This window comes from Amycolatopsis thermalba (assembly GCF_003385215.1).
Lineage (GTDB): Bacteria > Actinomycetota > Actinomycetes > Mycobacteriales > Pseudonocardiaceae > Amycolatopsis_E > Amycolatopsis_E thermalba.
In genome coordinates this window covers 20933-38494 of the sequence record NZ_PQHW01000070.1, presented here as the reverse complement: position 1 = coordinate 38494, position 17562 = coordinate 20933, and the positions used below count along the sequence as shown (strand labels likewise).

Annotated in this window: 15 protein-coding genes; 2 read left to right on the top strand and 13 right to left on the bottom strand. The window is 73.0% G+C overall.

Translation table 11 applies throughout. The annotated features are described in order from the left end of the window. Positions 1 to 76: 76 nt before the first annotated feature. Positions 77 to 1081 (top strand): 1-aminocyclopropane-1-carboxylate deaminase, encoded by a 1005-nt coding sequence (locus D0D15_RS24415; RefSeq protein ID WP_094007005.1) that lies wholly within the window; start codon positions 77 to 79, stop codon positions 1079 to 1081. 134 nt (positions 1082 to 1215) lie between these two features. Here the strand turns inward: D0D15_RS24415 and D0D15_RS24410 are convergent, their stop codons facing one another. The 13 genes from D0D15_RS24410 to D0D15_RS24350 all read right to left on the bottom strand — a co-directional run bounded on the left by D0D15_RS24410 (position 1216) and on the right by D0D15_RS24350 (position 16391). Further along, positions 1216 to 2220, bottom strand: coding sequence for a sugar phosphate isomerase/epimerase family protein (locus tag D0D15_RS24410; protein WP_094007004.1), 1005 nt, complete (start codon positions 2218 to 2220; stop codon positions 1216 to 1218). After that, a complete protein-coding gene (locus tag D0D15_RS24405; protein WP_115944767.1) occupies positions 2217 to 3611 on the bottom strand; it encodes an alkaline phosphatase family protein in 1395 nt (464 codons plus the stop codon). The genes D0D15_RS24410 and D0D15_RS24405 overlap by 4 nt, the downstream gene beginning before the upstream one ends. Next, positions 3608 to 4693 (bottom strand): metabolite traffic protein EboE, encoded by a 1086-nt coding sequence (gene eboE, locus D0D15_RS24400; protein ID WP_094007002.1) that lies wholly within the window; start codon positions 4691 to 4693, stop codon positions 3608 to 3610. The genes D0D15_RS24405 and eboE overlap by 4 nt, the downstream gene beginning before the upstream one ends. After that, positions 4690 to 5565, bottom strand: a complete 876-nt coding sequence (locus D0D15_RS24395) for a TatD family hydrolase (RefSeq protein WP_094007001.1) — start codon at positions 5563 to 5565, stop codon at positions 4690 to 4692. The genes eboE and D0D15_RS24395 overlap by 4 nt, the downstream gene beginning before the upstream one ends. Further along, positions 5565 to 6977 (bottom strand): EboA domain-containing protein, encoded by a 1413-nt coding sequence (locus D0D15_RS24390; RefSeq protein WP_094007000.1) that lies wholly within the window; start codon positions 6975 to 6977, stop codon positions 5565 to 5567. Before D0D15_RS24390 ends, D0D15_RS24395 begins: the two co-directional genes overlap by 1 nt. Further along, positions 6974 to 7828, bottom strand: a complete 855-nt coding sequence (locus D0D15_RS24385) for an SCO3242 family prenyltransferase (RefSeq protein ID WP_094006999.1) — start codon at positions 7826 to 7828, stop codon at positions 6974 to 6976. The genes D0D15_RS24390 and D0D15_RS24385 overlap by 4 nt, the downstream gene beginning before the upstream one ends. Next, positions 7825 to 8976 (bottom strand): inositol-3-phosphate synthase, encoded by a 1152-nt coding sequence (locus tag D0D15_RS24380; protein WP_198958300.1) that lies wholly within the window; start codon positions 8974 to 8976, stop codon positions 7825 to 7827. The genes D0D15_RS24385 and D0D15_RS24380 overlap by 4 nt, the downstream gene beginning before the upstream one ends. Beyond that, complete coding sequence (locus D0D15_RS24375; protein WP_198958305.1) at positions 8969 to 10117, bottom strand: Gfo/Idh/MocA family protein; 1149 nt, start codon at positions 10115 to 10117, stop codon at positions 8969 to 8971. The genes D0D15_RS24380 and D0D15_RS24375 overlap by 8 nt, the downstream gene beginning before the upstream one ends. A gap of 28 nt (positions 10118 to 10145) precedes the next feature. After that, positions 10146 to 11201, bottom strand: coding sequence for a substrate-binding domain-containing protein (locus D0D15_RS24370; RefSeq protein WP_162830650.1), 1056 nt, complete (start codon positions 11199 to 11201; stop codon positions 10146 to 10148). A gap of 34 nt (positions 11202 to 11235) precedes the next feature. Next, entirely contained in the window at positions 11236 to 12267 is a 1032-nt protein-coding gene (locus D0D15_RS24365; protein WP_094006994.1) for an ABC transporter permease, read from the bottom strand. After that, complete coding sequence (locus D0D15_RS24360) at positions 12264 to 13772, bottom strand: sugar ABC transporter ATP-binding protein (protein WP_094006992.1); 1509 nt, start codon at positions 13770 to 13772, stop codon at positions 12264 to 12266. Before D0D15_RS24360 ends, D0D15_RS24365 begins: the two co-directional genes overlap by 4 nt. Next, a complete protein-coding gene (locus D0D15_RS24355; protein WP_115944766.1) occupies positions 13772 to 14995 on the bottom strand; it encodes an ROK family transcriptional regulator in 1224 nt (407 codons plus the stop codon). Before D0D15_RS24355 ends, D0D15_RS24360 begins: the two co-directional genes overlap by 1 nt. A gap of 199 nt (positions 14996 to 15194) precedes the next feature. Next, positions 15195 to 16391, bottom strand: a complete 1197-nt coding sequence (locus tag D0D15_RS24350; RefSeq protein WP_094006989.1) for an ROK family transcriptional regulator — start codon at positions 16389 to 16391, stop codon at positions 15195 to 15197. Between the two features lie 187 nt (positions 16392 to 16578). On the opposite strand from D0D15_RS24350, the gene D0D15_RS24345 reads away from it, so the two are divergent. Beyond that, positions 16579 to 17538, top strand: a complete 960-nt coding sequence (locus D0D15_RS24345) for a sugar phosphate isomerase/epimerase family protein (RefSeq protein WP_094006988.1) — start codon at positions 16579 to 16581, stop codon at positions 17536 to 17538. Positions 17539 to 17562 lie beyond the last annotated feature (24 nt).

Here is a 17562-nt window from a genome sequence, read left to right as displayed (position 1 = left end):
CCCGCGCTTCGTCGGCAGCGTCAGATGTCTATAGGAGGCAGCCCTGCACGAACGCCCCCCCGGGACCGGAGCCCCCATGTCCCTCGCCGACTTCGAGCGTTATCCCCTGCTCTTCGGGCCCTCGCCGGTGCACCGGCTGGACCGGCTCACCGCCCACCTCGGCGGCGCCGAGATCTGGGCCAAGCGCGAGGACTGCAACTCCGGCATCGCGTTCGGCGGGAACAAGACCCGCAAGCTGGAGTACCTCGTCGCGGACGCCATCGCCCAGGGCTGCGACACCCTGGTCTCCATCGGCGGCGTCCAGTCCAACCACACCCGGCAGGTCGCGGCCGTCGCGGCACGGGCCGGGCTGAAGTGCGTCCTGGTGCAGGAGAGCTGGGTCGACTGGCCGGACGCCGTCTACGACAAGGTGGGCAACATCCTGATCAGCCGCCTGGCCGGCGCCGACGTGCGGCTGGTCAAGGCCGGCTTCGGCATCGGCGTCAAGGAGAGCTGGGAGCAGGCCCTGGAGGAGATCCGCGAACGCGGCGGCAAGCCCTACGCGATCCCGGCCGGCGCGTCCGACCACCGCCTGGGCGGGCTCGGCTTCGCCCGGTGGGCCGCCGAGGTCGCCGAGCAGGAACGCGAGCTGGGCGTGCACTTCGACACGATCATCGTCTGCTCGGTCACCGGCTCCACCCAGGCCGGGATGATCGCCGGGTTCGCCGCCCTGGACGAGGACCGGCCGCGCCGCGTCCTCGGCATCGACGGCTCCGCCAAACCGGACGAGACCCGCGACCAGATCGCCCGGATCGCCCGCAACACCGCCGGACTGCTCGGCGTCGAGCGCGAACCGGAGGTCGAACTCGACGAGCGCTACCACGCCGGCATCTACGGCATCCCCGACGAGCAGACCCTCGACGCGATGAAGCTCGCCGCCCGCACCGAGGGCATGGTCACCGACCCGGTGTACGAGGGCAAGTCGATGGCCGGGCTCATCGACCTGGTGTCCCGCAAGGAAATCCCCGCGGACTCGACCGTGCTGTACGCGCACCTCGGCGGCCAGCCCGCGCTCAACGGCTACAGCGCGCTGTTCAGCTGACCGGCGCGAGTCCCACGCTCCGGAACGCGGGTCGCACAGTCACTGAACTGGCGATTGGGCGACCCGGGCGCCTGAAGGCGGAACTCGAGGCCCTGAACGTGGGACTCGCGCGACTGAACGTGGGACTCGCGGGGTCAGCGCTCGGTGCTGAACGCGGAGTCGAAGGCGGCGGCGGGCTTGTCCCACAGCAGGTTCCGGACGAACCCGACCGCCTCCTCGGCGCCGCGCAACCGGTCCATGCCGGCGTCCTCCCACTCCACCGAGATCGGCCCGCGGTAGCCGATCGAGTTGAGCGCCCGGAAGCACTCCTCCCACGGCACGTCACCGTGCCCGGTGGACACGAAGTCCCACCCGCGCCGCGCATCGGCCCACGCCAGGTGCGACCCGAGCCGCCCGTTGCGGCCGTCGAACCGCTTCTTCGTGTCCTTGCAGTCGACGTGGTAGATCCGGTCGGCGAAGTCCAGGATGAACCCGACCGGATCGAGGTCCTGCCACACGAAGTGCGACGGGTCCCAGTTCAGCCCGAACGCCGCCCGGTTGCCCACCGCGTCCAGGGCCCGGCGAGTCGTCCAGTAGTCGTAGGCGATCTCCGACGGGTGCACCTCGTGCGCGAACCGCACCCCCACCTCGTCGAACACGTCCAGGATCGGGTTCCAGCGCTCGGCGAAGTCGGCGTACCCGTCGTCGATCACGTCCTGCGACACCGGCGGGAACATCGCCACGTACTTCCAGATCTTCGACCCGGTGAAGCCGACGACGGTGTCCACGCCGAGCTTCGCCGCGGCCCGGGCGGTGTCGGCCATCTCGGCGGCCGCCCGCTGACGCACGCCCTCCGGCTCGCCGTCGCCCCAGACGCGGGGCGGCAGGATGTTGCGGTGCCGCTCGTCGATCGGGTCGTCGCACACCGCCTGCCCGACCAGGTGGTTCGAGATCGCCCACACCTTCAGGCCATGGGACTCCAGGATCTTGTGCCGTCCCGCGACGTAGTCGTCCTCGGCGAGCGCCCGGTCGACCTCGAAGTGGTCGCCGCTGCAGGCGATCTCCAGCCCGTCGTAGCCCCACTGCGAGGCGAGCCGGCACACCTCCTCGAAGGGCAGATCGGCCCACTGGCCGGTGAACAACGTGACCGGACGGCTCATCGCCGGCTCCCTTCCGTCGTCTTCAGTCCTTGCACGCTCAGCAGCAGGTCGCGGACCTCGGTGGCGGCCAGCCGTGCCCGCTCCGGCACGTCCGCGTCCCCGCACAGCAGCACCGGCCCGTCGTCCGGCGAGTCCGGCAGTCGCCCGTGCGAGCCGCGCACCGGCGCCGGGTCCAGCGGCGTGGTCTTCATCGCGTACCGCAGGCCGGCCTTCTTGCGCACCAGGTTCAGCCCGGCCTTGGCCTTGACCAGCGGATCGGCCGGGTCGAAGAACAGCTCGGCCGGGTCGTACCCGGGCTTGCGGTGGATCTCCACGCCACGCGCGAAGTCCGGCGCGCGGTCGTCGTCGAGCCAGTAGTAGTAGGTGAACCACGCGTCCGGCTCCGCGGTCACCACGAACTCGCCCGCCCGCGGGTGGTCGATACCGTAGCGGGACTGGGCCTGTCGGTCCAGCACTTCGTCCACACCGGACAGTTCCCCCAGCAGGCCGCGCACCCGCGGCAGGTCCGCTTCGTCGGCCACGTAGACGTGGCCGACCTGGTGGTCGGCGACGGCGAAGGCCCGCGACGTCCACGGGTCCAGGTACTCCATGCCGTCCTGCGTGTAGACCTCGAGCAGGCCCTCGCGGCGCAGCAGCCGGTTGACGTCCACCGGCCGGTGCGCGTTGGTGATGCCGTACTCCGACAACGCCACCACCCCGACACCGGCGCCGCGGGCCTGGTCCAGCAGCGGCGCCACGGACGCGTCGACCGCGCGTGCCGCCGCGATGGCCTGCGGCGAGTCCGGGCCGAACCGCTGCAGGTCGTAGTCCAGGTGCGGCAGGTAGGCCAGGGTCAGCTCCGGCCGGTCCTCCCGCAGGATCGCCGAGGTCGCCCCGACGATCCAGTCGGTGGAGGCGATCGACGCGGTCGGGCCCCAGTACTGGAACAGCGGGAACTCGCCCAGCCGCGAAGTGAGCCGGTCGTGCAGCTCCGGCGGGCGCGTGTAGCAGTCCGGCGCCTTCTTCCCGTCGGCGTAGTAGATCGGCCGGGGGGTCACGGTGAAGTCCGTGGTCGCGCCCATCGCGTACCACCAGCACACGTTCGCCGCGCGGTACCCGGGGTGCACCGCCCGCGCGGTCTCCCACAGCTTCTCGCCCTCGACCAGCTTGTTGTGCTGGCGCCACAGGAAGACCTCGCCCAGCTCGCGGAAGTACCAGCCGTTGCCGACGACGCCGTGCTCGCTGGGCATCCGCCCGGTCAGGAACGTGGACTGGACGCTGCAGGTCACCGCGGGCAGCACGGTGTCCAGCCGCGCCTGCCAGCCCTGCTGCCCCAGCTTCGCCACGTTCGGCATGTGCCTGAGCAGCCGCGGGGTCATCCCCACGACGTCGAGCACCAGGAGCGGTTTCACTTCGTCGCCACCAATCCCGCGGCGAAGGACAGCTCCGCCGCGATCCCGCCGATGAGGTCCTGGCGGTGCGCCTCCGGCAGCACCGTCCAGGTGTAGGTTTCCACTTCCAGGTGCGCCGGTTTCGGCGGCAGCGCGGCGAGGGCCTGGGCCAGCACCTCGGTGGTCGAGGACAGCGGCGCCGCCGGGGTCGCGTGCAGCGGCACGTGGAAGTGCACGCGCCACGGCCCCTCCCCCGGCAGGTCCGCGAACGCCTCGCCCAGGTCGTCGGCCTTGCGGACGCCGCCGCCCGCCGACTCCCGGGTCTGGTGCAGGTACCGCGGCTCGTCGAACGCCGCCAGGGCCTCGCGCGCCGCCGGGTCCCGCGGGTCCGGCACGTGCAGCGCGGCCGACATCTGGACCTTCACCACGTCCAGCCCGGCCGCGCCGATCTCGGCGACCGCCCCGGCCGGGTCGGCGAAGGACACCGCGAGGTGGCAGGTGTCCAGGCACAGGCCGACGTGGGCCGGATCGACGCGCCCGGCCAGCCAGGACACGGCGTCGTGCACGGTGTCCAGGATGCAGCCGGGTTCCGGCTCGACGGCGAGCCGGATCGTCCGCTCCTGAGCCCGCAGCCCGGCGGTCACCTCGTCGAGCAACCGCTGGGCCGCCGTGTCGTCCTCCGGCGTCCACGGTTCCCGCCAGCCCAGCGGCAGGGTCGAGATGCTGCCGAACTCCGCGTCGCCGGGCAGCAGCGCGGACAGCACGGCCGCGCAGTTCAGCGTGTACTCCGCGCGTGCCCGGGCGGTCCACCGTGGGTGGTAGACCTTCTGCTTGACGACCGGGTCGTGAAACCCGCCGTAGGGGAACGCGTTGAGCGTCACCACTTCCAGGCCGCGCGCGTCCAGCTCGGCGCGCAACCGCTTGCGCTCGCCCGCGTCCGCGGCCAGCGCCGACGCGACGTCGGCGGCCAGCCACAGTCCCAGCCCGAGCCGGTCCGCGCCGAGCCGCTCGCGCACCGGCAGGGCGTAGGAGTCGAGCTGGCCGAGGACCCCGTGCAGGTCCTCGGCCGGATGGACGTTGGTGCAGTAGGACAGGGGCGTCACGCGACCGCCTCGTCCCGCCCGCCGCGCAGCACCGAGTTGCCCTCGAAGGTCTCCTTGGCCGCGCTGAAGCCAGGCAGCTCGTCGAGTACCAGCCGGCCGCTCTGGCCGTAGAAGGCGACCGGGTTGGCCCACAGCACTTTGTCCACATCGGACTCGGCGAACCCGCCGCCGAGCATCGCCAGCCCGGTCTTGTGCACCTTGAGCGGGTCCGAGCGGCCCCAGTCGGCGGCGGAGTTGACCAGCATCTTCTCCGTGCCGTACTCGCGCAGGATCGCGACCATGCGCTGCTCGTCCATCTTGGTGTCCGGGTAGATGGAAAAGCCCATCCAGGCGCCGGACTCCTTGACCAGGCCCACGGTGACCTCGTTGAGGTGGTCGACCACGACCCGCTCCGGGGCGATGCCGGACTCGGCGACCACCGCGAGCGTGCGCTTGGTGCCTTCCAGCTTGTCGCGGTGCGGGGTGTGCACCAGCACCGGCAGGTCGTGTTCCTTCGCCAGTTCCAGCTGGCGGGCGAAGGCGGCGTCCTCGGCCGGGGTCATCGAGTCGTAGCCGACCTCGCCGACCGCGACCACGCCGTCCTTGGCGAGGTAACGCGGCAGCACGTCGAGCACCGGCGTGCAGCGCGGGTCGTTGGCCTCCTTGGGGTTGAGCGCGATCGTGCAGTGGTGGCGGATGCCGAACTGGGCGGCGCGGAAGCGTTCCCAGCCGATCAGGCCGTCGAAGTAGTCGGTGAACGACGACACACCGGTGCGCGGCTGGCCGAGCCAGAACGCGGGCTCGACCAGGGCCCGCACGCCGGCGGCGTACATGGCCTCGTAGTCGTCGGTGGTGCGGGAGGTCATGTGGATGTGCGGATCGAACAGGCGCATCAGGGTGTCTCTTCCAGGAAGCGGAGGGCGTCGGCGGGAACCGGGCGGCCGGCGGCGCGGCGCTCCCCCGCGTAGTCGGTGATCATGCGGCGCAGCTCGTCGTCGGCCCGCCGGTCCAGCTCGGCGACGGCGGCGAGCGGGATGCCGGTGAACAGGCATTTGAGCACGCCGTGGCGCCAGCCGTGCTGGTCCAGGTGACGGGCGGCGAACGGGCCGAGCGCGGCGGCGATCAGGCCGGTGTCGTTGCTGCGCAGGGCGTCGCGGACGAGGTCGAGACCGGCGGCGACGGCCTTGTCGCCGACCGCGGCCAGCGCCCGCAGCACGCCCCGCCGCTCGGCGCCGTCGCCGTAGCGGTAGAGGTCGGCCAGCTCCGCGGCGAAGTCGTCCGCGGGCAGGGCGGCCGCCAGTGTTTGCAGCAGCCGCGTGCGCGCGAGGTCGTCGGCCGTGCCGTGGGCCAGGCCGTCCGGATCGGTGTCCGGGTGCAGCGGCCCGCGCCCGACGTGCCGTCCGGCGGCCGGGAACAGGGTCGCCACCGCGGCCGGATCGGTCGCGATCCGCCGCTGCGCCTCGCCGAGCCACGACTGGTCCAGCCGCGCCGCCCGCAACGCGGTCAGCGCGGCACGGGCGACCTGCGGCGCGGCGTGGCTGTGCCGGGGCAGCTCGACGGCGGCGACCCCGGTGTAGCCGATCTCGTCCAGCGCGGCGAGCGTGGCCGGCAGGTCCAGCTCGCCGTCGCCGAACTCGAGGTGCTCGTGCACGCCCGGCCGCATGTCGTCCAGCTGCACGTTGACCAGCAGCCCCTTGGCCTGCCGGATGCAGGCGGCCGCGTCGGTCGGCTCGACGGCCACGCAGTGCCCGACGTCGAGGGTGATCCCGAGCAGCTCGGGTTCGCCCAGCTCGGTGCGCAGCCGCAGCGCGTCCGACAGGGTCTCCACCAGCATCCCGGGTTCCGGTTCCAGGCCGAGGCGGACACCGCGCCGGTCCGCCTCGGCCAGCACCGCGGGCATCCGCGACCGCAGCCGCTCCCACGCCGTCGCGGTGTCCACTGTGGACACGCCGGACCAGAACGACACGCAGTCGGCGCCCAGGCCCTCGGCGACCCGGATCGCCCGGGCCAGGAAGTCCAGGCGCCGGTCCGCGTTCTCGCTGACCAGGGTCGGTTCGTGCTTGTGCCACGGGTCGAGCAGGAACCGCGCGCCGGTCTCCACGACGCACCGCAGGCCCAGCTCGCCCAGCCGGGCCGCGACCCGGTCCACCCGCGCGGCCAGGTCGCCGGCGTACGGGTCGAGGTGCTGGTGGTCCAGCGTCAGCGCGACCGAGGTGTAGCCCAGGTCGGCGATGATCGCCAGCGCGTCGTCGAGCCGGTGGTTGGCGAACCCGTTGGTGCCGTAGCCGAGGTGGTAGCCGCTCATGTCGGGCTCACCTTCCGGCCCAGCCGCTTGGCCAGCGGCAGCGCCAGCGCGACCAGGCCGCCGCCCAGCACGCCGCCGCGCCGGGCCGCGAGCGCGGCCTGCAGCGGGACCATGCCGTGGATCCCGGCGGCCGTGGCCGTCCGGACCACCGCCGCGGACGGCTTGCGCACCGCCGCGTACTGCTTGGACCCGACGCTCACGCCGTATCCGGCGGCCGCGGCCAGCGCCGCCACCCGGTGACCGGGCGCACCGCCGCGGCCGGACACCGCGGCGGCCGCGGACGCCGAGGTCAGCGCGAGGGCACCGGCCGCCCGCGCCGGGGAACCGCCGTGCACCTCACCGGCCGACAACGCCGTCACGCCGAGCGTGTGCCCGCCCAGCACCGCGGCCGGGACCACCGCCTTCGCCGCACCCGAGCCACCCGCGCCGAGCAGCACGTCCAGCGACCGGCACACCGCCATCGACACCGCCGCGAGCGGGGTCTTCTTCAGCACGGTGTCGTAGGCCCACACCGCCGCCGCCAGCGGCGCGGCGACCTTGAGGGCGTCCCGGCCACCCGCCAGCGCGGACAACCCGAGACCCGCCCCGGTCAGCCCGGCCGCGATCCCGAGCGCCCGGTTCGGGCTGACCCGGCCGGACGGGATCGGCCGCTCCGGGCGCTCGACCGCGTCCAGGTCCCGGTCGGCCCAGTCGTTGAGCGCCATGCCCGACCAGTAGAAGGCCACCGAGGCCAGCGGCAGCGCGAGCCGCCGTCCCCGCAACGGACGACCGGCCGCGGCGGCGCCCGCGACGGTGTCGCCGAGGACGCTCAGCGCGGCCGGGGCCCGGACCAGCTGTACGTAGGGGTTCACTGCTGCCGCCCCAGCGACGACGCCCACTCGGCCAGGATCCGCGCCTGCTCGGCGAACCGGTGCTCGCCGGTGCCCACCGGGTCCTTGAAGAAGAACGCCAGCTGGCCCAGCGGCCCGGACTCGCCGGCCCGGTACGCGGCCGCGGTCAGCCGCGCCAGGTCCAGCACCAGCGGCGCGGCCAGGGCCGAGTCGTAGCCGGTCCAGGTGAACTGCAGGGTCATCCGCGCGCCCAGGAAGCCCTCGAACGACACGTGGTCCCACGCCGTCTTCTGCTCGCCCAGGTCCGGCACGTGGTCGATGTGCAGCGGCGCGGTCACGTCGTCACCGAGCAGCGCCGCCAGGCCGCGGGCCTTCGACTCCAGCTTCCCGGCCGCCTTCACCGGGTCGGCCAGGGTCGCGCCGTCCCCGCCGCCGAGCAGGTTCGTGCCCGACCACGAGCGCACCTTCAGCGCCCGGGCCGCGAACATCGGCGCGAGCACCGAGCGCAGCAGCGTCTCACCGGTCTTGCCGTCCGATCCGGCGTAGGGCAGACCCTGCCGCCGGGCGAATTCCACCAGCGCGGGCAACCGGATGCCCGTCGACGGCGTGAAGTCCACGAAGGGGCACCCCGCCGACACCGCCGCGTACGCCGCCAGGGAGCTGCCGGGCAGCACCTCCCGGTCCGGCTCGTCCAGCGCCGCCACCAGCGCGTCGAGGTCGTGGTGCTCCGGCGCGTCCACGGTTGGGGGTTCCGTGGACGAGACGTTGATCACCACGACGGCCGACAGGCCGTGCCGGGTGCGGAACTCGCGCAGGTCGTCGGCCAGCCGCGCGGCGATCTCGGCCTGCGTGCGCCCGGCGGGCACCAGGCGCAGGTCGGCCTCGACGGCACGCAGGCCGTCGCGGATGGCCGGCAGCAGGCCGGCCGGGAGCAGCCCGCCCGCGGTGAGCTGCTCCGCCTTCTTCTCCAGTGGCGTGTCCACCAGGTCGTGCCCGCCGACGACGAGCTCGTCCCAGCCCGGGAGCACCCCGGGCGCCACGTCGAGCCGCTCGGTCACGCAGCCGTCCGGCCCGGCGAGGCCGGACCGCATCGCGAGCAGCCCGCTGATCGCCGTCGTGGCCACCGAGCCACGCGCGCCGACCAGCCACAATCCAGTTCTCTCAGGCATCGATCACCCTTTCGGTCGACATTGATACGCCGACCCAGGACGTTCCGTTGCCCGCGCTCTCCTCCACCGCGTGCAGCACCCGCTGGACCTGGAGGCCGTCGGCGAAGGACGGCTCGGGGTCGCGCTGCTCGCCGATGGCGGTGAGGAAGTCGGCGATCTCGTGGGTGAAGGTGTGCTCGTAGCCCAGCAGGTGTCCGGGCGGCCACCACGCCCCGACGTAGGGGTGGTCCGGCTCGGTCACCAGGATCCGCCGGAACCCCGCCTCGGCCGGGTCGTCGTCGCCGTCGTAGAACGACAGCTCGTTCATCGACTCGAAGTCGAAGGCCAGGCTGCCACGCGACCCGTTGATCTCCAGCCGCAGCGCGTTCTTGCGGCCCAGCGCGAACCGGGTGGCCTCGAACGTGGCGACCGCGCCGCCGGTGAACCGGGCCAGGAACACCGCGCAGTCGTCCACGTCGACCTCGCCCAGCGCGCTGCCCGGCTCCCCGGACAGCGGCCGCTCCCGCACGAACGTCTCGGTCATCGCCGACACCCCGGTGATCCGGTCGCCGAGGACGAACTGGGCGGTGTCCACCGCGTGCGCGGCGATGTCGCCCAGCGCCCCGGACCCGGCCTTGTCCCGCCGCAGCCGCCAGGTCATCGGCGTGGCCGGGTCGGCCAGCCAGTCCTGCAGGTAGGCGGCCCGCACCTGGCGGATCGTGCCCAGCCTGCCGTCGGCGACCATCCTGCGGGCCAGCGCGATCGCCGGCACCCGCCGGTAGTTGAACCCGACCATCGCCCGCTGCCCGTTGACCGCCGCGCGCTCGGCGGCCGCGGCCATCTCCTCGGCCTCGGCGACCGAGTTCGCCAGGGGTTTCTCGCACAGCACGTGCTTGCCCGCGGCCAGCGCGGCCAGCGCGATCTCGGCGTGCGAGTCCCCGGGCGTGCAGATGTCGACGATGCCGACGTCGTCGCGGGCGACCAGGGTGGCCCAGTCGGTCTCGGTGTCCGGCCAGCCCTGCTTGGCGGCGGCGGCCTTCGTGCGCTCCGGGTCGCGGCCGCCGAGCACGGCCAGCCGCGGCACCAGGGGCACGTCGAAGAACCGGTGGACCGAGCGCCAGGCGTGGGCGTGGACGGCGCCCATGAAGGCGTGCCCGATCATGCCCACGCCGATGGAGGCGCCCACGGGGTCAGGAGTCGAAGGCGACATCGGCATAGGAATCGACGTTCTCCTTGGTCACCACGGCCGAGTAGGTCGTGACGTTCGCGGGGATCTCGTGCTCGGCGAGGTCGCCGATGCCCTTGTCCTGGCCGAGCAGCCGGGCCAGGGCGATCGCCGAGGACGCCATCGACGGGCTGTAGAGGACCGTCGCCTTCATCACGCCGCTGTCGGCCTTGATCAGGTCCATCATGTTGCGCGACCCGGCGCCGCCGACCATGAAGAACTCGCTGCGGCGCGCGTTGTCGATGGCCGCGAGCACGCCGATGCCCTGGTCGTCGTCGTGGTTCCACAGCGCGTCGAGCCTGCTGGCCGACTGGAGCAGGTTCGAGGTCATCTGCTCGCCGCTCTCCGGCGTGAACTGCGCGGACACCCGCGGGCCGACGGCGAACCCGTGCTTGGCGAGCGCGTCCTTGAAGCCCTGGCTGCGTTCCTGGGTCAGCGGCAGCGAGTCGATGCCGGCGACCTCGCCGATCACCGGGTTGCTCACGCCCTTCTTCTTCAGCTCCCCGGCGATGTAGTTGCCGGCGTTGACGCCCATGCGGTAGTTGTCGCCGCCGATCCAGGTGCGGTAGGCCAGCGGGGTGTCGAACACCCGGTCCACGTTGACGACCGGGATGCCGGCGTCCATGGCCTGCTGGCCGGCCTGGGTGAGGGCCTTGCCGTCGAAGGGCAGGATCACCAGGACGTTGACCTTCTGGTTGATCAGGGTCTCGACCTGGGCGATCTGCTGGTTGACGTCGTTGGTGCCCTCGGTGGCGGTGAAGGTGACGTCGGAGAACCGGCCGGCCTGGGCGCGGGCGTTCTTGGTCATCGCCGCCATCCAGCCGTGGTCGGCGGCCGGGGCGGAGAAGCCGATCGTCACGTGCTTGCCGGGCTGGGCGTTCTGGCCCGCGGTGCCGGCGACGGCCTGCGGGGCGGACTGCGGCGACTCGTTGGACGTGCAGGCGGCCAGCAGGGCGCCGGCGCCGACGGCCGCGCCACCGGTGAGGAAGCGGCGGCGGGCGAGGGAGGATGGTCCGGACATGGCGAACTCCAGTGGTCGTCGGGGGTGGTGTTTCCTAAGTGGACTTGCGACTGCGGTTGGTGCGGAACTGCAGCAGAACGGCGAGCACGATGATCGCGCCCTTGGCGATGTTCTGGATGTCGGTGTCGAGGTTGTTGAGCGTGAAGATGTTGCCCAGCACCGTGAAGATCAGGACGCCGATGAGCGTGCCGATCAGGGTGCCGCGGCCGCCGGAGAGCAGCGTGCCGCCGATGACCACCGCGGCGATCGCGTCCAGCTCGTAGTACAGGCCGTTGGTCGAGGCGCCCGAGGTGGTGCGCGCCACGACCATGATCGCCGCGATGCCGCAGCACAGCCCGGCCACGGCGTAGACGAGCGCGGTGTGCCGCTTGACGTTGATGCCGGCCAGGCGCGCGGCCTCGGTGTTGCCGCCGACGGCGAACGTGCGGCGGCCGAACGTGGTGCGGTTGAGCAGGACCCAGCCGACCACGAACACCAGGGCGAACATCCAGATCAGCACCGGGATGCCGAGGAAGTCACCGCGGAAGACGGTCAGGAACCCGGTTTCCCGCACGACCTGGGTCTGCCGTCCGCTGATCCGCTCGGCCAGGCCGCGCGCCGAGGCGTACATCGCGAGCGTGGCGATGAACGGCACCACTCTGCCGTAGGAGACGAGCACGCCGTTGATCAGGCCGCAGCCGACGCCGACCGCCAGCGCGCAGACCACCATCACCACCGGGCCGAACGACTGCGTCGCCAGCGTCGTCGCCCACACGCTGGACAGCGCGACGATCGAGCCGACGGACAGGTCGATCCCGCCGCTGATGATCACGAACGTCATGCCGACGCTCACCACGCCGATCGCGGCCGCCAGCCGCAGCACGGTCGAGAGGTTGCCCTCGGTGAAGAACGCGTCCGGCCGCGTCAGCCACCCCACCAGGCACAGCAGGACGAACACGCCGAACAGCCCGGCCAGCCGGGCGTCCACCGGGAACCGCCCGCGCGCGGCCTTCGGGGCCGGCGGCGCGGCCGGGGGCGGCGGGGCCTGCGTGGCCTCCGGCAACACCGACGAGGAGTCCTTCGTCATGCCGCACTTCCCTCCATCACCAGATTCAGCAGGTCTGCTTCGGTCAGCTCGCTCGCGGGGGCCTCGCGGACCACGTGGCCCTCCCGCAGCACGAGCACGCGGTCGGCGAGCCCGAGCACCTCGGGCATCTCGCTGGACACCAGCACCAGCCCGACCCCGGCCGCGGCCAGCTCGCGGATCAGCCGGTACAGCTCGGCCCGCGCGCCGACGTCCACGCCGCGGGTCGGCTCGTCCAGCAGCAGGATCGAGCAGCCGCGCACCAGCCAGCGCGCGACGACCGCCTTCTGCTGGTTGCCGCCGGAGAGCGTGCCCACCGGGCGGCGCGGGTCCGCCGGGCGCAGGTCCAGCTGCCGCAGGCGCTCGGCCGAGTCCCCGATCTCGCGGGCGCGGTCGGTGAAGCCGAGGCGGCTGTACTCGGGCAGGCTCGCCAGCGTCACGTTGTGCGCGACCGACATCTCCAGCAGCAGCGCCTGGCTCTTGCGTTCCTCCGGCGCCAGGCCGATCCCGGCCTTGACCGCGCTCGGGACGTCACCGGGCTTGAGCCGCCTGCCCTCGACGAAGACCCGGCCGCCGTCCGGTTTGCGGGCGCCGAAGATGGTCTCCAGCAGTTCGCTGCGGCCGGCGCCGACCAGGCCGGCCAGGCCGAGGATCTCGCCGCGGCGCAGGGTGAAGCTGACGTCGGAGAACTCGCCGCGGCGGGTCAGGTTCTCCACGCGCAGCAGCTCGGTACCGATGTCCACAGTGGATTCCAGGCGTTCCGGGTAGACGGTCTCCACGCGGCGGCCGGACATCAGCGACACCAGGTGGTCGGTGGTGACGTCGGCGACCTCCAGCCCGGCCGCGACGGTGGCGCCGTCCTTGAGCACGGTGACGCGGTTGCCGATGCGGCGGATCTCCTCGAGCCGGTGCGAGATGTAGACGACGGCCACGCCGTCCGCGGTCAGCTCGGCGACGATGCGGAACAGGTTGTCCACCTCGTCGGAGGCGAGCGCGGCGGTCGGCTCGTCCATCACGATCAGGCGCGCGTCGTGGACCAGGGCCCGGGCCATGGAGACCAGCTGCTGCCCGGCGGCGGACAGTTCGCCGACCTCGCGGTCGGGGTGGATCTCCGGGTGGCCCAGCCGCGCCAGCAGCTCGCCGGCCTTCGCGCGGGCCTGCCGGTCGCGGGTGAACCCGGCCTGGGCGGGCTCGTGGCCGAGGAAGATGTTGTCGGCCACCGACAGCGCGGGGATGAGGTCGAGCTCCTGGTACATGGTGGCGATCCCGCGGCGCAGGGCCGCGACCGGGGAGGACAGCGTGACCGGTTCGCCCTGCCAGCGGATCTCGCCGGAGTCCGGCTGGTGCGCCCCGGCGAGGACCTTGATCAGGGTCGATTTGCCGGCGCCGTTCTGGCCGAGCAGGCAGTGCACCTCCCCCGCCCGCACCGACAGCTCGACACCGTCCAGCGCCCGGACACCCGGGAACGTCTTGACGATGCCGCGCATGGACAACAGGTCTTCGGTCATCACGCCTCCACGCTCACCGGGGCGCTGGCCGGGGCCAGCGTCGGATCGTCCAGCAGGGGCCGGATCGCGGCCTGCGCCGCGCCGGTGCCGACCGCGGTGAACCCGAGCCGGGACGCCACGATGCGGGGGCCGCCGGTCTCGGCGGTCACCGAGCGGGCGGCCAGTTCGGCGCGGATCGGCTCGGCGAGCCAGTCGCGCAGCGGCGCGAAGTAGCCGCCGAGGACGACGATCCGCGGGTCGAGCAGGTCGGCCAGGACCGCGATGCCGTGGCCGAGGCCGGCGCCGAGCTGGGTGAGCGCGTCGAGGACGCGGCGGTCACCCTGCTGGGCGCGCTGGCGCACGATCGCGGTGCGCTGGGCCAGGTCGAGGGACGGGTCGTGGACCAGGTCCCGCGGGGTGGCCAGCGAGTGCAGGAACGCGTCGATCCCGACGGCGGTCTGCCAGCAGCCGCGGCGGCCGCACACGCACGGGCGGCCAGTGGGTTCCAGCGACAGGTGCCCGACCTCGCCGGCCGCGCCGCCGATCAGCCGGCCGCCGGTGATCAGCCCCGCGCCGACGCCCACGCCGCCGAGGAGGTACACGACGTCGTGGCAGCCGCGGGCGGCCCCGCTGTCGGCCTCGGCCAGCGCGGCCAGGTTGGCGTTGTTGCCGACGACGACGCGATCGAGCGGGAAGCCGGTGCGGGCGGCGAGCCCGTCGGCGAGGGCGAGGTCGCGCCACCGCAGGCCCGGCGCGAGGCGGACGGTGCCCGCGGGGTCGACGAGCCCGGGCACGGCCACGGCGATGCCCGCGACCTGGTCCACTTCGGACACCGCGGCGAGCACGAGGGCGGCCAGTTCGTCGAGGGTGCGCTCCGGCCCGAGGGCGCGGACGTCGCAGGTGACGCGGCGGCGGGCGGCGGCGGTGCCGGACAGGTCGAGGACCGTGCTGCCGAGGTGGTCCTCGGCGACCGACAGCCCGATGCCCCAGTTGCCGCGCGGCCGCAGCTCGACGAGCTGGCCCGGCCTGCCCTGGCCGCCCTCGTGACGGCCGCCTGCCTGGACCAGCTCGCGGACCTCCAGTTCGGCGACCAGGCCGGAGACGGTGGCCTTGCTCAGGCCGCTCAGGGCCGCCAGCTGCGCGCGGGACAGGCCCCCGTGCCGGCGCAGGAGCCGGACCAGCAGAGACAGGTTGGCTCTGCGAACACCGGCGCGGTCCGTCGGCCGGTCGAAAGGATGGGGCACCGGGGACGCTCCACTTCGTCGGGAAACTGGCCGGTCTCAGTGCTGGGTGTCAGTGCTCTGGCGTACGCCGCCTACTCTGACTGGCGGGTACTTCTGCCACAATCCGGCAAAAGGAGTAACAATCAGATCGTTACTTTTAACCGGACTGCCGAAAGTGTGCTCAAGTTCGGACAAGCGACGCCCGGCGAGGCCGGATCGGTCAGGCCGGCACGCTGAACGCGTGATCGGTGGCCAGCCACGCGGCGCCGATCACGCCCGCCTGGTCACCCAGCTCCGACAACACGATCGGCAGGTTCCCGGTGGCCAGCGGCAGCGACCGCCGGTACACCGACGACCGCACCTCGGCCAGCAGGGTGTGCCCGAGCCGGGACACCCCGCCGCCGATCACGACCATCCCGGGGTTCAGGAAGCTCACCAGCGACGCGATCACCTGCCCCAGCCGCCGCCCGCCCTCGCGCACCAGCGTCACCGCCGCGAAGTCGCCGGCCTGCGCCGCCTCGGCCACCTCCCGCGCGGTCAGCGCCGGACGGCTTTCCAGCAACGCCGCCAGATACGGGGACCGCCCGCTGCGCGCCAGCGTCAGCGCGTCCCGGGCCAGCGCCGCCCCGCCGAAGTAGGCCTCCAGGCAGCCGACCTCGCCGCAGGCGCACGCCGGCCCGTAGTCGTCGAGCTTGATGTGCCCGATGTCGCCCGCGGTGCCGGCCACGCCGCGGTACACGCGGCCCGCGACGACGATCCCGCCGCCGATACCGGTCCCGACCTTCACGAAGATCAGGTCGTCCAGCGACCGGGCCACCCCGGCGTGCCGCTCCCCCAGCGCCATCACGTTCACGTCGTTGTCGACCGTCACCGCGCAGCCCCAGTGCCCGGCCAGCCGGTCGCGCACCGGGAACCGGTCCCAGCCCGGCATGATCGGCGGCGCCACCGGCATCCCATCGCGGAAGCTCACCGGCCCGGGCAGCCCGATCCCGGCCCCGGCGAGCCGCCCGGGGGCGTCCTGCAGCACCTTCGCCGCCAGCTGCTGCACCCGGTCCAGCACCGGCACCGGGCCCTGCCGCACGTCGCAGTCCTCGACCGCCAACGCGAGCACCTCGCACCGCCCGTCGGTCACCGCCACGGCCACCGACGTCGCGCCGACGTCCACGCCGAGAAAGCGCACGTCGTCGGCCAGGCGCACCAGCGTCGACCGCCGCCCGCCGCGGCTGGCCGCCGGGCCGCCGGATTCGACGAGCCCGCCTTCGGCCAGCCGGGTGATCTCCGCCGCCAGCCGGGCCCGCGGCACCCCGAGCCGTTCACCCAGTTCGACCCGCGCCATCGGGCCCTCGTCCCGCAGCAGGGCGAGCAGCCCGGCCTGCTCGCGGGTCTCGGCCGACGGGGGAAAACCGCTGGTGGTCATGGGGGCACCAGCCTCCTCGCTGCTCGCGCGTGCTCCGACTGTAGACCCGTTCCCGCCTCTTTTGAGCAGACGCGGCCGAACTTTGTTCCGGAAAGTCCGAAACTCTGGACACTTTCAGCGGAAGTTGCCTACGTTACCGGCGCACGTGACAAGGGGGTCGGTTCACACTCGGCTGAAGGAGAAATCCGTGTCCCACTCGTCGTTCGACCGCCGCGGTTTCCTGCGCACCGCGGCGGGGGCGACCGTCGCGGTCAGCGCCGCGGCGCTCGCCGGATCGCTGCCCGCCGCCGCCAGCCAGGGCGGCGGCCGTCTCGTCCCGCAGAACCAGATCGGCATCCAGCTCTACAGCGTCCGCGACAAGGTCTCCCAGCTCGGCTTCCGCGCCGTGTTCGAGGAGCTGTCCCGCATCGGTTACCGCGAGATCGAGTTCGCCGGCTACACCCAGAGCACCTCGATCCTCGGGCGGCAGATCACCGTGCCCGAGATCGCCCAGCTGCTGAAGGACTTCGGGCTCAAGGCGGTCGGCAGCCACGTCGGCCTCAACAACTTCCGCACCAACCTGCAGGCCGAACTGGACAACGCCGAAATCCTCGGCCTGAAGCACATCGGCACCGCCAACGCCCCGACCAACGTCAACACCGTGGCCGGCTACCAGGCCGCCGCCGAGGAGTTCAACCGCATCGGCGCCGCGGCCGCCGCGCGCGGCCTGAAGTTCTACCAGCACAACCACGCCGGCGAGTTCGCCTTCGCCACCGACCGTCCCGGCGTCCGGCTCTACGACGTCTTCTTCGACAACACCGATCCCCGCCTGGTCTACCTCGAGATGGACGTGTACTGGGCCTACGTCGGCAAGTACCGCTACCCCGGGTTCGAGCCCGCCGACTACATCACCCGCGCCCCGCACCGCTACCCGTTGCTGCACCTGAAGGACGGCGACGCGAACCCGGCCAACCCCAACGGCTACGACATCGTCGAGTTCGGCGCCGGCGACCTGCCCTACGACCGGTTCCTCAAGCGGGTCAACGGCCGCGGCCGCTACCACGGCATCTGGGAGCAGGACACCGCGCCCAGCACGCAGCCCAACCCGCCCGGCTCGTTCGGCGCGGCGCTGCGCAGCTACCAGGCGCTGGCCGAACTGCGCGGCTGACCCCCTCCCCTCCCCTCCCCTGTC

Bases quoted from the DNA above. Each gene is read 5' to 3' on its own strand.
- D0D15_RS24350 (WP_094006989.1), bottom strand. From the start codon at position 16,391: ATGACCACCAGCGGTTTTCCCCCGTCGGCCGAGACCCGCGAGCAGGCC.
- D0D15_RS24375 (WP_198958305.1), bottom strand. From the start codon at position 10,117: ATGATCGGGCACGCCTTCATGGGCGCCGTCCACGCCCACGCCTGGCGC.
- D0D15_RS24360 (WP_094006992.1), bottom strand. From the start codon at position 13,772: ATGACCGAAGACCTGTTGTCCATGCGCGGCATCGTCAAGACGTTCCCG.
- D0D15_RS24380 (WP_198958300.1), bottom strand. From the start codon at position 8,976: ATGCCTGAGAGAACTGGATTGTGGCTGGTCGGCGCGCGTGGCTCGGTG.
- D0D15_RS24395 (WP_094007001.1), bottom strand. From the start codon at position 5,565: ATGCGCCTGTTCGATCCGCACATCCACATGACCTCCCGCACCACCGAC.
- D0D15_RS24370 (WP_162830650.1), bottom strand. From the start codon at position 11,201: ATGTCCGGACCATCCTCCCTCGCCCGCCGCCGCTTCCTCACCGGTGGC.
- D0D15_RS24415 (WP_094007005.1), top strand. From the start codon at position 77: ATGTCCCTCGCCGACTTCGAGCGTTATCCCCTGCTCTTCGGGCCCTCG.
- D0D15_RS24365 (WP_094006994.1), bottom strand. From the start codon at position 12,267: ATGACGAAGGACTCCTCGTCGGTGTTGCCGGAGGCCACGCAGGCCCCG.
- D0D15_RS24390 (WP_094007000.1), bottom strand. From the start codon at position 6,977: ATGAGCGGCTACCACCTCGGCTACGGCACCAACGGGTTCGCCAACCAC.
- D0D15_RS24410 (WP_094007004.1), bottom strand. From the start codon at position 2,220: ATGAGCCGTCCGGTCACGTTGTTCACCGGCCAGTGGGCCGATCTGCCC.